19 protein-coding genes are annotated in these 13,716 nt (G+C 25.7%); 12 read left to right on the top strand and 7 right to left on the bottom strand.

Annotation, left to right across the window (positions count from 1 at the left end):
- The first annotated feature begins 307 nt into the window (after positions 1-307).
- From D9T19_RS10040 to D9T19_RS10030, 3 genes are read left to right on the top strand one after another with little or no spacing between them, the layout of a single operon-like run.
- Positions 308-637 (top strand): DUF2325 domain-containing protein, encoded by a 330-nt coding sequence (locus D9T19_RS10040; RefSeq protein ID WP_121628103.1) that lies wholly within the window; start codon positions 308-310, stop codon positions 635-637.
- Positions 637-1,398, top strand: coding sequence for a hypothetical protein (locus D9T19_RS10035; protein ID WP_121628102.1), 762 nt, complete (start codon positions 637-639; stop codon positions 1,396-1,398). The genes D9T19_RS10040 and D9T19_RS10035 overlap by 1 nt, the downstream gene beginning before the upstream one ends.
- Before the next feature lie 9 nt (positions 1,399-1,407).
- The gene (locus D9T19_RS10030; protein WP_121628101.1) at positions 1,408-1,905 is read left to right on the top strand and encodes a flavodoxin; all 498 of its coding nucleotides are present in this window, start codon (positions 1,408-1,410) and stop codon (positions 1,903-1,905) included.
- Positions 1,906-1,940: 35 nt separating this feature from the next.
- On the opposite strand, the gene D9T19_RS10025 is transcribed toward D9T19_RS10030, so the two are convergent.
- Positions 1,941-2,378 carry a Fur family transcriptional regulator gene (locus D9T19_RS10025; RefSeq protein ID WP_121628100.1) on the bottom strand — a complete coding sequence of 146 codons (438 nt, stop codon included), beginning with the start codon at positions 2,376-2,378 and terminating at the stop codon, positions 1,941-1,943.
- A 142-nt stretch (positions 2,379-2,520) separates the two neighbouring features.
- Between D9T19_RS10025 and D9T19_RS10020 the strand changes: the two genes are divergently transcribed.
- Together D9T19_RS10020 and feoB are read left to right on the top strand one after the other, a co-directional pair.
- Complete coding sequence (locus tag D9T19_RS10020) at positions 2,521-2,745, top strand: FeoA family protein (protein ID WP_121628099.1); 225 nt, start codon at positions 2,521-2,523, stop codon at positions 2,743-2,745.
- Positions 2,738-4,843, top strand: coding sequence for a ferrous iron transport protein B (gene feoB / locus D9T19_RS10015; RefSeq protein WP_121628098.1), 2,106 nt, complete (start codon positions 2,738-2,740; stop codon positions 4,841-4,843). The genes D9T19_RS10020 and feoB overlap by 8 nt, the downstream gene beginning before the upstream one ends.
- 21 nt (positions 4,844-4,864) lie before the next feature.
- Here feoB and D9T19_RS10010 read toward each other — a convergent pair whose 3' ends face one another.
- The 4 genes from D9T19_RS10010 to trpA are packed head-to-tail and all read right to left on the bottom strand — an operon-like array spanning position 4,865 to position 6,965.
- Positions 4,865-5,257 (bottom strand): hypothetical protein, encoded by a 393-nt coding sequence (locus D9T19_RS10010; RefSeq protein ID WP_121628097.1) that lies wholly within the window; start codon positions 5,255-5,257, stop codon positions 4,865-4,867.
- Positions 5,250-5,480, bottom strand: a complete 231-nt coding sequence (locus tag D9T19_RS10005; RefSeq protein WP_121628096.1) for a hypothetical protein — start codon at positions 5,478-5,480, stop codon at positions 5,250-5,252. Before D9T19_RS10005 ends, D9T19_RS10010 begins: the two co-directional genes overlap by 8 nt.
- Positions 5,470-6,207: an arginyltransferase gene (locus D9T19_RS10000; RefSeq protein WP_121628095.1), complete on the bottom strand. Its 738-nt coding sequence runs from the start codon at positions 6,205-6,207 to the stop codon at positions 5,470-5,472. The genes D9T19_RS10005 and D9T19_RS10000 overlap by 11 nt, the downstream gene beginning before the upstream one ends.
- 2 nt (positions 6,208-6,209) lie before the next feature.
- Positions 6,210-6,965, bottom strand: coding sequence for a tryptophan synthase subunit alpha (gene trpA, locus D9T19_RS09995; protein ID WP_121628094.1), 756 nt, complete (start codon positions 6,963-6,965; stop codon positions 6,210-6,212).
- Between the two features lie 146 nt (positions 6,966-7,111).
- Between trpA and panB the strand changes: the two genes are divergently transcribed.
- From panB to D9T19_RS09980, 3 genes are read left to right on the top strand one after another with little or no spacing between them, the layout of a single operon-like run.
- Positions 7,112-7,921 carry a 3-methyl-2-oxobutanoate hydroxymethyltransferase gene (gene panB / locus D9T19_RS09990; RefSeq protein WP_121628093.1) on the top strand — a complete coding sequence of 270 codons (810 nt, stop codon included), beginning with the start codon at positions 7,112-7,114 and terminating at the stop codon, positions 7,919-7,921.
- A 2-nt stretch (positions 7,922-7,923) separates the two neighbouring features.
- On the top strand, positions 7,924-8,952 hold the full coding sequence (gene ruvB / locus D9T19_RS09985) for a Holliday junction branch migration DNA helicase RuvB (RefSeq protein WP_121628092.1): 1,029 nt from the start codon (positions 7,924-7,926) through the stop codon (positions 8,950-8,952).
- Entirely contained in the window at positions 8,949-9,995 is a 1,047-nt protein-coding gene (locus tag D9T19_RS09980; RefSeq protein WP_121628091.1) for an AI-2E family transporter, read from the top strand. The genes ruvB and D9T19_RS09980 overlap by 4 nt, the downstream gene beginning before the upstream one ends.
- Before the next feature lie 26 nt (positions 9,996-10,021).
- Here D9T19_RS09980 and D9T19_RS09975 read toward each other — a convergent pair whose 3' ends face one another.
- Positions 10,022-10,768 carry a ferredoxin-thioredoxin reductase catalytic domain-containing protein gene (locus D9T19_RS09975; RefSeq protein ID WP_121628090.1) on the bottom strand — a complete coding sequence of 249 codons (747 nt, stop codon included), beginning with the start codon at positions 10,766-10,768 and terminating at the stop codon, positions 10,022-10,024.
- A gap of 67 nt (positions 10,769-10,835) precedes the next feature.
- Positions 10,836-11,057, bottom strand: coding sequence for a VF530 family protein (locus D9T19_RS09970; RefSeq protein WP_121628089.1), 222 nt, complete (start codon positions 11,055-11,057; stop codon positions 10,836-10,838).
- Positions 11,058-11,256: 199 nt separating this feature from the next.
- On the opposite strand from D9T19_RS09970, the gene D9T19_RS09965 reads away from it, so the two are divergent.
- From D9T19_RS09965 to D9T19_RS09950, 4 genes are read left to right on the top strand one after another with little or no spacing between them, the layout of a single operon-like run.
- A complete protein-coding gene (locus D9T19_RS09965) occupies positions 11,257-11,796 on the top strand; it encodes a hypothetical protein (RefSeq protein ID WP_121628088.1) in 540 nt (179 codons plus the stop codon).
- Positions 11,786-12,034, top strand: a complete 249-nt coding sequence (locus D9T19_RS09960) for a hypothetical protein (protein ID WP_121628087.1) — start codon at positions 11,786-11,788, stop codon at positions 12,032-12,034. The genes D9T19_RS09965 and D9T19_RS09960 overlap by 11 nt, the downstream gene beginning before the upstream one ends.
- A gap of 4 nt (positions 12,035-12,038) precedes the next feature.
- Positions 12,039-12,683, top strand: coding sequence for a response regulator transcription factor (locus D9T19_RS09955; RefSeq protein ID WP_121628086.1), 645 nt, complete (start codon positions 12,039-12,041; stop codon positions 12,681-12,683).
- Positions 12,670-13,716, top strand: coding sequence for a sensor histidine kinase (locus D9T19_RS09950; protein WP_121628085.1), 1,047 nt, complete (start codon positions 12,670-12,672; stop codon positions 13,714-13,716). The genes D9T19_RS09955 and D9T19_RS09950 overlap by 14 nt, the downstream gene beginning before the upstream one ends.

The following is a 13,716-nucleotide window of genomic DNA, read 5'->3' as shown; positions in this document are numbered from 1 at the left end:
TGTTGATTATGATTTAGAAGGTTCTTCTGCTTCTGATTATAAAGAATACTCTGCTACTTTAGCTTATACTTTTTAATAGTTTTTTATAATATTAATATGAAGGGAAGAGGCATTTGTCTTTTCCCTTTTTTTATGTCTTAAATATTATTGATAATTACTATCAATATTAATAGTAATTTAAGTTTTATTCTATATAATTCTAATAACGATTATCAATACAAGGATTAAAAAATGAATGACTTTAAAATTGGAAATAGAAAAGACTTAATAAAACCTACGGGTTGCACTTGTTTGTGGGAAAGATAAAATGAGTATTTTAATCATAGGTGGAGATAAAATTTCACATATTTCAACAATGTTAGAAGGTCTTGGTGCAAAAACCATTAATCATTGGGATGCTAGAAAGAAATCTTCAGCTCCAAAAAAGAAAGTTCCTTTAGATACAGATTGTATTTTAATGCTAACTTCATTTTTAAATCACAATACAATGCTTAAATACAAAAATGAAGCTAAAAAAAGAAATATTCCTTTTGTTTGTGCAAAAAGATCAGTTTCATGTGTATATGATGAATATGTAAAAATTATGGGAATCAAAGATTGTGAACAATGTTATGCAAACTGTCAAGGAAAGAAATAATGAATTTTATTAACTTTGTAGGATTTGATGGAAATAAAGAACTTTTACCTAATGGTTTTGACACTTTTGATTCAGAGTTAAAATTAAGACAATTATTTTTACATCTTTGTAATTTTGTATTAAATTCAGTATGTCATTTTAATAAATATGAACAAAAAAATTTAGTAAAAGTTCCTTTAAAGAATGCATTTAATTCAAAGATTAGAAGTTTATTACCAGAACATAAACTTCATGTATTTAATAAAAATAAGAAATTTAATTTATGTGTAAATTCAACTAAAATTATAAATAACTATCATAACCCAAAATTAAATAATCAGGTAATTGTAAATAGTAAAAATTTATTGCCAGCAGCAAAATTAATATCTCACTGTTTTATAAATAATAAAATGCAATTATTAATAGATAAGCATTTATTGTTTCATGAATTTGTATTACAAAAGTTAAAAAACTTACATAAAGATAAAGAGGTTTTAGATTTAGGTAATTCAATTTCTATTAAACAAAAAGATGTATGTGCACTAAAAATATATACATCGTGGAAAAATATTCAAAAAAAAGATCCAAATATAGAAAATGAAGTTAATCATGCAATAAATGTCATTAAAGAAGGAGAATTTAATCAAGTATATTTAATATATCCAAAAGATAATGATTTTACTAGACATATTCCTGTCTATGTAGATGAGTTAAAATATAAAACATATCAAATAAAAGCAATACCTTATTCATTAAGGTCAATTATAAGAAAAAATATTTAGGAGACAAACATGGCAACAGCCTTATTTTATGCAAGTAGCACAGGAAATTCAGAAGAGATTGCAGAGAAAATTGCAAATGAACTTGGAGGAATTGAAGTTTTTGATTTAAGTGATACAGATATTAATAAAATTAATGAATATGATAAAGTAATTCTAGGTGGTTCAACTTGGGGTGAAGGTGAGTTAAATGATGACTGGGATGAAGTTTGGGATGCATTTAACGCAATTAATCTAGATGATAAAACTGTAGCACTTTTTGGATTAGGAGATCAAGATGGTTATCCTGATGATTTTTGTAATGCCTTAGGTCTTATTTATGAACACGTAAGTACAACTGGTGCTACAATAGTTGGTTCTACATCAATTGATGGTTATGAATATGATGATTCAAAAGCTGAAGTAGATGGTAAATTTGTTGGATTAGTTATTGATGAAGATAATCAAGATGATTTAACCGATGATAGAATAAAAGCTTGGGCTGAAGATATAAAATCTGATATTCTATAAAAAATAGTGTATATTAAGAGGAAACTCTTAATATATTACTGACAATTCTCACATAATCCATATAATTGCATAGAGTGACTTGTAATTTTAAATTTATTCTTTTTAGCTATTCTTTCTTGTCTTTTTTCAATTTCATCATCTAAAAACTCAATTATTTTCCCACATTTTGTACATATTAAATGATCATGATGAGATTTTGCATTGCTCTCATATTTTTTGCCGTCTGTTCCAAAGTTTATTGAAGTGATTAAATCAACTTCTTCTAGAAAACTAAGTGCTCTGTAAACTGTAGCAATTCCAATATTAGAATCACAATATTTTGATTTTATTTCGTTATAAACTTCTTCTGCTGTTAAGTGATCTTTTGCATGAATTAAAATGTTTAAAACTATTTCACGTTGTTCTGTATATTTAAGACCTTTTTGTTTTACAATCTTTTTTAATTCTTCTATTACTTCTTCATTATTCATCATAAAATATGCCTCGTTATAATTATCTAATTTAAAATAGTATAGCTAAAGTTTTTTTAAAAAACAACTATTAGCCAATATTAATTAAGTATAAGTAATTATTATTTTGTTATAATAATTATTATTAATTTTATAAAGGTATAAAATGACTCTAGACAGGTTAAATATCGGTGATTCAGGGATAATTAAAGATATTCATTGTGATAGAATGTTGAAGAATAGATTCTATTCTTTTGGTCTAATTAAAGGTGCTAAAATTTTTGTTGAAGAAGTTACTTTAGCAAGAAGTACTATGGAAGTTAAGATAAATACTACAAAAATTGCCGTAAGACTATCAGAAGCTTCAAAAATTGAGTTAGAAGATGAATAATAAGATTATAAAAGTTGCATTAGTTGGTCAACCAAATGTTGGTAAATCAATGCTTATTAATTCAATTTCAAATGCAAGGTTAAGAGTTGGTAATTTTTCAGGAGTTACTGTAACAAAAGAAGAAGTTTTTTTAGACTATAAAGGTTATAGGATTGAAATCACTGATTTACCTGGTGCCTATTCATTAAATGACTATACTTTAGAAGAAAAAGTTACAAAAGAATTTTTAGATAACTCTCCTTATGATATTATTTTAAATGTTTTAGATTCAACTAATTTAGAAAGAAATTTATTTTTAACATCTGAATTACTAGCTTTAGATAAAAAAATGATAATTGCATTAAATATGATAGATGAAGCGAAAAAAGAATCAATACAAATTGATGAAAAACAATTAAGTAAGATTCTTGGAAAACCTTGTTTAAAAACTAGTGCAGCAAAAAATATAGGTATTGCCCAATTATTAGAAGAAATCGTTAATAAATTTGAAGATGAAAAACTTCCTTCAAAACTTATTTTTTCTGATGTAATCGAAGAAGAAATAGAAAACATTTCAGATTTATTTAAAGAAATGGGATTTAAAACTCATGTAAGTTATAGAGAACTAGCAATTAAACTTCTAAAAGAAGATAAGCAAACATACAAAATACTTCATAATGAACCAATTTGGATTAACCTACAACCTATTCTAAGCAATTCTTTTGAACATATGTATCTTCATTATAATACAAAAAATATAGAAGATATTTTTAATGATGAAAAATTTGCTTTTGCAAAAGGTGCTGTAACAGAAACTGTTAAACAAAGAATTTCAACTGCAAAAACTCTTACAGAAAAGATTGATGCTATTTTGATTCATAAAATACTTGGTATTCCAATTTTTTTATTTTTAATGTGGGGAATATTTCAATTAACATTTGTTCTTGGAAATATTCCAATGGATATGATAGATTCATTTTTTTCAAGTTTAATTGATTCTACAAAACATATATTAGGAGATAATGAAATCTCTTCTATTATAGCAGATGGAGCAATTGCAGGTGTTGGTGCAGTAGTTTTATTTGTACCTAATATTGTAATTTTATTTTTTGGTATTGCTTTACTTGAAACTACAGGTTATATGAGTAGAGTTGCTTTTTTACTTGATGGTTTTTTTCATAAGTTTGGATTACATGGGAAATCATTTATTCCTTTAGTTACAGGTTTTGGATGTTCTGTTCCAGCTTATATGGCAGCTAGAACACTTAAAAATGAAAAAGATAGATTACTTACTTTATTTATTATTGGTTTTATGTCTTGTGGTGCTAGATTACCTATTTACGTTTTATTTACAGGTGCTTTCTTTTCACCTGAAAATGCAGGGAATATAATATTTTTAATTTATATCTCAGGAGCAATGTTAGGGTTAATTGCCGCAAAAGTATTAAAAATTGTAGTATTTAAAAGTGAAGATGAACCTTTTGTAATGGAAATGCCTAAATATAGAATGCCATCAAGTAAATTAATCTGGCATACAGTTTCAAATCAAGCTTATATGTACTTGAAAAAAGCAGGTACATACATTTTAGCAGCTTCATTATTAATTTGGTTTGCATCTAATTATCCAAAACACTCTTTTGTTGAAGATCAATATTCTTTAAAAATTGAACAAGCTTCAAGTGAAGAAGAACAAAATTATTTAGCTGATAAATTAGCTTTATATAATTTAGAAAATTCATACTTAGGAAAAATTGGTAAATTTTCAGAACCATTTTTTGCACCTTTAGGCTATGATTGGAAAATGACAGTTGCACTTGAAACAGGGCTAGCTGCAAAAGAAATTGTAATTTCTACATTAGGTATTTTATATGGTTTAGGAGAAGACAATGATGAAAATTCAAAAGGATTAATTGAAAAAATAAGAAATAATATTCCTTTTGCATCAGCTGTATCATTTATTGTATTTGTAATGATTTATTTACCTTGTTTAGCTGCATCAATGGTATTTGCAAGAGAAGCTGGAGGATGGAAATATTTAGCTTATTTATTTGTATTTACTACTACAACAGCTTGGGTGTTATCATTTGTTGCATATAATATTATGAAGTTAATTGTATAAGATTTTATCTTATACAATTAATTACTTTAATTGAAATTTTGTTGAATACTCTTTGTCTTTTTCTATAACTTTAAAAGTCCATTCACCAAGAGCTCTACCTTTAATATATCTATAATCATAAATTGAAGCATTACCAACAGGTACAAGCATATTTCTACTTCTAGATATTTTACCTTCAGGATCAATCCATTGAACAATTATAGATTCATTTTCATGCACTCTATTTGTTTCAAATTTACAAATAATAGAATTCTCATCTTCTAAAATTAAACAATCAACTGATGGTTCAATATTAATTTCATCTATATTTTTTGTAGATTCCTCATTATTAATTAATTTTTCACTATTTGTATTTATATTTTCTGCATTTGCTATTGTTATAAAAAACAAAAAAGGAAATAAATATTTAATCATTTATATTCTCACTTTCACTTAAATCAATGTCCATATATTTTAATAATAAATACTTTATAGGAGCATAGAATGTTGTCATAGACACTATTGCTACGATTAATTGTGCTATTTTAAAAAGACTGCTATTTTCATCTAGAAATAATAATACACCATAATAACTAAGTAACAAAGAAATTATAGCACAAATAATAACACTTATAATTACTATTATATTATAATTCATATTTTTTCCAAATTGTTTCTTCTTCTAAGTTTGGTCTATTAGTTAATACTTCAAAAGGAGTATAAGCTTCTTTATATCCCATAGAAAAATGATCTTTAATCCAATATCCTAAATATATATAAGGTATATTCATCTCTTTTGCAATTTTTATTTGGGCTAATATTGAGAATTTTCCCAAAGATAAATCTGCATAATCATGATCATAATAACAATAAATAGAAGAAATTGCATTTGGTAAAATATCCACAAGTGCAACAGCTATTAATTTATCATCTCTCATATATAAAAATTCTTTTGCATAGCTTTCACTTGATTCAACGTAAGATTTTGAATATTCATCAGGTTCAATAGGAGAATACGGCCAATCTTTTTTTCTATTCATAAACTCATGATATTTATCATATAAATCTAAATGTTCCATAGTCATAGAAGGAGGTCTTATATAAAGTTTTGTATCTTTATTCTTATTTATTACCCTATTTTCTGATTTTGAGAATTTATAATTTTTAACATCAATTCTCATAGAAACACATTTTGTACAAAATTTACACTCAGGTACAAAATGCATTCTTCCAAATCTTCTCCAACCTCGTTCAAGCATAGTTTGATAAGAATTTGGAGAACAAGCATACATATATTTATATCTAATATCAGATATTTTATTTTCAAAATAAGAACAAGCTCTTTGTTCTTCAATAAATTCAATATCTTTATTTAAAATATGCATAATTATTCGTTTATTTTTTCTTTTATTTCTTTTGCAATTGCAGAAATTTTTGTGATTTTTTCATTGTAAGATAATGAATCATCAATTATATGTTTTACAAAAGCACTACCAACAATTACACCATCAACACCTTGCGATTTTTCTTTACATGTTTTTGCATCAACACCAAAACCAATGTATAAAGGAGTTTTTGTATATTTTCTTACATTTGAGATTATTGTACTCAAATCTTCACTTTGACCACTTCCTGTGATTCCTGCATAAGCCACCATATAAATAAATTTTTGACTATCACTAATAATTTCTTTAATTCTAGCTTCACTATCTGTTGGAGCTACAAATGATATATTAGCTTTATTATATTTTTTATATAAAGGCAAAATATTTTCTGCCATTTCATAAGGAACATCAGGAATAATAGTTCCACTAATACCATATTCTTCAGCTTTTTTTAAAAAGTTTTCTATTCCATACTTATAAAATGGATTCATATAACCCATCCATAAAGTATCCATTTGAGGTGCTATTTTTGAAGAAACTTCAAAAAGGTCACTTAATTTAAAACCATTATTTAAAGCAAGTAAATTTGCTTTTTCAATTACAGGTCCATCAGCAACAGGATCAGAAAAGGGAATTCCCAACTCTAATGTATCAACACCTGCTTCTTTCATACTTAAACTCAAATCAACTGTAAAATTGTTTTCAGGGTAAGAAGCAGTAATATAACCTACAAGTTTTTTATCAATATTATTACTCATTAAAATATATCCTAATTAATTAATGTTTACATATTATCTAAAATCAAGTTTATTCTCTCTTTAGGAAACTATTAAAACTCTTATTTATTTATTAGAAGGTTTTTTTTGCTAAAATATCTATTACGCTAATAAATGGGATAAATAAAATGAGTATAATAAAAAATGATTTTGAAAAAATGAATATATCTAAAATTAAGAATTTTAAGAATAACAAAAAGATTACAATGATAACAGCATACGATGCCCTATTCTCAAAACTTTTTGAAGAAATCGCAGATATGATTTTAGTTGGTGATAGTTTAAATATGAGTTTTGCAGGAAAGCCTGATACACTTTCAGCAACATTAGATCAAATGATTTATCATACAAATGCAGTATGCACAGGTGCTCCAAAATCCTTTGTAATTTTAGATATGCCTTTTGGGTCATATATAAATGAAACACAAGCTTTAGAAAATGCAGTAAAAGTTTATCAAGAAACAAATGCAAGTGCTGTCAAAATTGAAGGTGGAGAAGATAGAGCTAATATTATTAAACATTTAACTTCTAATTCAATTGCCGTTATGGGACATATTGGACTTATGCCACAATATGTACGAAGTGAAGGTGGATATAAAGTTAGGGGAAAAACGCAAGAAGATACTCTTCAATTAATCCAAGATGCCATAGCAGTTGAAAAAGCAGGTGCTTTTGCAATTGTTGTAGAAGGTGTTATGAGTGATGCAGCATTGGAAATTACAAAAGCTGTAAATATTCCAATTATTGGAATTGGTGCAGGAAATGTAACGGATGGTCAAGTACTAGTTTGGTCTGATATGTTAGGTTTCTTTGAAGCTTTTAAACCTAAATTTGTAAGACACTATTTAGATGGTGCAACACTTGTAAAAGAAGCAGTTAATCAATATAGAAATGACGTTCAAGATAAAACTTTCCCTTCTAAAGATGAAGAATACTAAATATGGAAAGAATAGTAGAAGTTGAATCAATATCTTTTGAAGAAGAGAATAACGAAGTAAGTTTAAGACCCTCTTCTTGGGATGATTATATTGGTCAAGAAAAAATAAAAAGAAATCTAAAAGTTTTTATTGAAGCTTCTAGAAAAAGAAATGAAGCCTTAGACCATATTTTATTTTATGGACCTCCAGGACTTGGAAAAACTACTATTTCATATTTAATTTCAAATGAAATGGATACAAATATCAAAATTACAGCTGGACCTATGATTGAAAAATCAGGTGATCTAGCCGCAATTTTAACAAACTTAGAAGAAGGTGATATTTTATTTATTGATGAAATTCATAGACTATCACCTGCTGTTGAAGAAATACTTTATCCTGCTATGGAAGATTATAGACTTGATATTATAATTGGTTCAGGACCTGCTGCTCAAACTGTTAAAATTGATCTACCAAGGTTTACACTAATTGGTGCAACTACAAGAGCTGGAATGTTATCAAATCCATTACGTGAACGATTTGGAATGCATTTTAGAATGCAGTTTTATAATCATGAAGAATTAGCAAAAATACTCCAAATAGCTTCAAGTAAATTAAATAAATATTGCAATGATGATGCAGCTCGTGAAATTTCGCAAAGAAGCAGAGGAACACCAAGAGTTGCCCTACGATTACTTAGACGAGTAAGAGACTTTGCAGAAGTTGAAAATGAAGATAGTATAAATTTAAAAAGATGTAAATATGCCTTGGATGAACTAGGAGTAAATGAAAGTGGATTTGATGAAATGGATATTAACCTACTTGAATTACTAGTATCAAATAAAGGTAAACCTATGGGACTTTCAACAATTGCAGCTGCACTTAGTGAAGATGAAGGAACTATTGAAGATGCAATTGAACCATACTTACTTGCAAATGGTTTTATAGAAAGAACAGCAAGAGGAAGAATAGCAGCATTAAAAACATATGAAATGTTTAGACTTTCATATCCAAATAGTCAGAAATTAGATGACGAAGGCACTTTATTTTGAGACCAGTTTACTTTTTAATTTTTATAGCAGCTATCACAATATTTTTTATGATAGAGTTATTCAATCCATTTTTAAAAGCAATATTTGTTGCTTTACTTTTAGCAGTTGCTACAAATTCTTTAACAGTATTTTTAGAGAATAGATTAAAAAGTAAGCTTATAGCTACAACTATTATGAGTATCACTTTAGCTGGTATATTTTTTATTCCTGTACTTTATTGTATCTTTGCTTTTGCAAATTTCTTTAATCATGTTGATCAACAAGCTTTGATTAAAGGTTTTTCAAGCATAAAATTTTGGGTTGAGAATATATCTGATGATTTCTTATTTTTAAAAGAACAATTAAATCAAATACTAGCAAAAATTAATGTTGGAGAAGTTGCACAAAAAACACTTTCAGTTGGTGGATACCTAGGAAAGAACTCAGCTGGATTTATGATTGATATGGTTTTGATTTTAATATTTTACTTCTTTTTTACATTATATTCAACTGGTTTATCAACTTTTGTTAAAGATTTATTACCCATTAATAAAGAGGATTCTATTACTCTTTTTTATGAATCATCAAATGTTATGACAGTAGTTTTATATTCTATTTTAATAACTGCTATCTTTGAAGGATTTTTATTTGGGTTCTTTTTAACATTCTATAAATATGATGGATTATTATTAGGAGTTTTATATGGTTTTGCATCATTGATTCCTGTTGTGGGAGGAGTTATAATGTGGCTACCTTTAGTAATTTATGAAGCAATTACAGGTTCAATTACTAATGCGATTGTAATAGCTATATATTCAATTGTAATAATTTCAATATTTGCAGATACTTTTGCTAAACCAGTTATTATAAAATATATAAATCAAAAAGTAGTAAAAACACCTACTCAAGTACATGAAATATTAATATTCTTTTCTATTGTAGCTGGACTTTCAACATTTGGTTTTTGGGGAATGATTATAGGACCTGCAATGGTGACATTTTTCATATCAATTATGCATTTATTAAAAACATATACAGAAGATTATAAAGAAAATGTATCCTAAAAGGATACATTTAACATTAAAAAACTTTATTCATCTCCACTTAAAGTTTCACCTTGATAAGTTGAAATACCATAATCTAAGTTAGCAACACTTTTAAAACCTAAATCAAGCATTATTCTTTGACAATAAGCAGATCTACTTCCACTCAAGCAATATACAACTACAGGAGTATCTTTTTGATTGTCAACTCTTTCTAAGGCTTGATAAAATGATGTAGTAGGAATTAAATAATCTGTTCCTTTGATTCTTCTTCCAACCCATTCCATCCATTCTCTTGTATCTATTAAATTAAATTTTACAAAACCTAACTCTCTTGCTTCTAACAATGATTCTAATTCTTGTGCATTTATTTCTTGTTTAAGAAGTAAATCTTCACATTCCTCTTTTGTTAAACCTCTTGAATGAGTAGCAATAGTATCATGTAATTCTTCTTCTTTTGCACTTTGTTTTGCAAATTCATTAGTACAGAAAATTCCACAGTGGCAACTACCTGTTTGTGGAATTTCATTATTTAATGCTGGTTTACATGGACATAATCGATTATCAGCTGCTTTTTGTTCTTCTTTTGATTCACCAATAACCATAAAACAGGGACAGTATCTTTTCCCATATATCATTTTATTTCTAGTTAATCCCATTTGTATTGATTCATTAACTTCATCATTTGGATTATATGTAAACTTAAAATTTTCTATAACTTTATCAGTGAATTGTTTAGTAAGTTCTAATTGTGTTTGAAACTCTTCACTATTTGTATCTATTTTTTTTATCATAATATATTAATTCCTCTTATTTTTTAAAATGTATATTAGTATAATATACTTTAGTTTACACAATTACTTATGATTTAAAAGTTTTTATATATAAGTTTTCAACTTTAGTCCTAGCCCATGGTGTTTTTCTTAAAAATTTTAAACTTGATTTTACACTAGGATCACAAGCAAAACAATTTATTCTAATTCTTCTATCTAATTCTTCCCAACCAAACTTTTCCACTAATTCATTTATAATCATTTCTAATTTTATTCCATGAAGTGGGTTATTTTCATTATTACCAGCCATAATTTTCCTTATTAAGTTTATATTTTCATTAATATCATATTTTAATTATAGCAGGTTATTCATTTTTTATAAAAAGTTAAAGTTTACATTTTATTTAGTTTTTAATAATTTTTCATATATAATGGTGACCTCAAATATTATTTTTAGTTATTATTATATAGCACTAAATTATTTATATAAAGGGGAAAGAAAGGACAAGATGTTTAGTCAAAGACAAGCATATTTTATAATAGGGTTTATGCTTATTATTACGGGTTGTGCTTCAACAAATATTAATAAAACTGTAGCTAAAAAAGAAAATAAAACAACAAAACAAATCGAGATAAAAGTAGATACACCTAAAAAGATAGAAGTAAAAAAACTAGAAGTAAAAAAAATAAAAACGAATAGAGTTAAAGTAAGAAAGAAGATTCTTAAATATAAATATTGTAATAAATATATTAAAATTATGAATCATGCTACTAAATATATAAAAGAAGAATTTAATAAAGGATATTTTATTAAAAAAGATGTAATTGGAGCTAAAGCCCAACTTTTTTTAATAGAAAGTAATTCACAAAGTATATTTGCCAAAAATATAAATAATGCACTAAACTCATATAAAAGTCAATACGAAAAAGCTAAGAAAAATAGATGTAATCTTAGTAAATATAAAATTTCTCCTTTAGAAAAAGTTAAATTAAAATTAGAAAAATTAGAAAAATATATGTTAAAAAAAGAAGCTATAAATGATATGTAAAAAACTTATATTAATATCTATACTTTTTACTACAAATATACTATTTGCAGAAAATAAAGAAGTAAAAACCTTATTAGAAAAAGTTAATCAGGCACCAAATAAAAAGGAAAAAAAAGAATTAATAGAAAAGTTAAAAGTAAAACTAGCTTCTGAAAATAAAAAAGTTAGAGAAAAAGCAGATGCTATTATAGAAGCAAAGAAAAAAATTCCTCTAAAAATATATAAACAAAATCCATAATCAAATGAATAAAAAAATAAAAATTCTATTATTAGAAGATGATGAAATATTAGCACAAACAATGCTACAGATTTTAAAAGAAGAGAATTATGAAGTTACTTTAGCAAATGATGGTGAAGAAATACTTGAATATACTTATAAAAATAAATATGACCTTTATTTATTTGATATTAATGTTCCTTTATTAAATGGTTTTGATACTTTAAAACTTTTAAGACAATCAGAAGATACTACTCCATCTTTTTTTATCACAGCGCTTAGAGACACAGCAAGTACTTTAAAAGGTTTTGAATGTGGTTGTGATGATTATATTAAAAAGCCATTTGATTTAGATGAGTTATTAGCACGAATTAAAGCAATATTAAAAAGAAAAAATCCAATTCTAAAATATGGTGATATAACTTTTGATTTACTAGAAAATAGAGTATTTAAAAATAATGTAGAGATATCTTTAGGATTAGTAGAAAAAGAAATCTTCGCTCTTTTAATAAAAAATATAAATATGACTGTAAATAAATCAACTTTTTTTGATTATATGAATAGACCAAGTGATAGTGCATTACGTGTGTTAATTAGTAAACTAAAAAAGATATTGAATTTAAATATTTCAAATACAAAAGGAATAGGATACAAACTTGAAAAATTATGAAAAGAAATCATTTTTTACAACTTTGTATCTTTTCTTTATACCTTTACTAATCCTCTCTGGAACAGTTTTATATATGTATCATGAAGATAAAATTAAAGATATTGAAGAGAATATACTTTATCAAATGAAAGATTACACTTTTGATTTTAAAGGAAAGAAATTCTCTCTTGATATTATAGAAGATGATAAACAAAAAAAACTATTTAAGATCTATCACTGTAAAGAAGGTCTTTGTGCTTATTTTCAAACTATATCTACTGCTCCATATTTATTAAAAGTAATATATGACAAATCAAAATATGAAAAACTTTATAATCAATTCCTAATAAAAATATTTAATTTTTCAATTATAATATTACTATTACTTTTTTTACTTTCAATTGGATTTGCAATATATTCATTAAGACCTATGAGAGAAGCACTTTTTCTTTTAGAAAATTTTTTAAAGGATATTATCCATGATTTAAATACCCCTGCAACTTCTATTTTATTAAATTCAAAATTGCTAAGAAAACGTGGTGATTTTGAGGAAATAGAAAGAATAGAACTAAGTGCCAAAAGTATTGCATCATTATATAAAAATTTAGAATATATGAGTCCAAATACAATAAATAAAGATGAAAATGTTTCCATTGAAGAAATAATCAACGAGAAAGTAGAAGTTCTACAAAAAATCTATCCAAAAATAAATTTTACAAAAAAACTAAATTCATTAATTCTTAAAAGTAATAAAAATGGTATTAATAGAATTATAGACAACCTAATAACAAATGCATGTAAATATAATAAAAAAAATGGACAAGTACATATAGTAATAAATAAAAACCAACTTATTATCAAAGATACCGGAATTGGAATAAAAAATACTAAAAAAGTATTTCAAAGATATTATAAAGAGAATACGTCAGGTCTAGGTATTGGAATGAGTATAGTAAAACAGTTATGTGAAGTTTTAAATATTAATATCTATATAGAAAGTACTTTAGGCAAGGGAACACAAATTACACTTGTATTCCCAGAAGATATAAATTAA

Source organism: Poseidonibacter antarcticus (genome assembly GCF_003667345.1).
In the GTDB taxonomy this organism is placed as follows: domain Bacteria; phylum Campylobacterota; class Campylobacteria; order Campylobacterales; family Arcobacteraceae; genus Poseidonibacter; species Poseidonibacter antarcticus.
The sequence above is the reverse complement of the archived record's forward strand: the minus strand, read 5'-3'. Positions and strand labels throughout refer to the sequence as shown.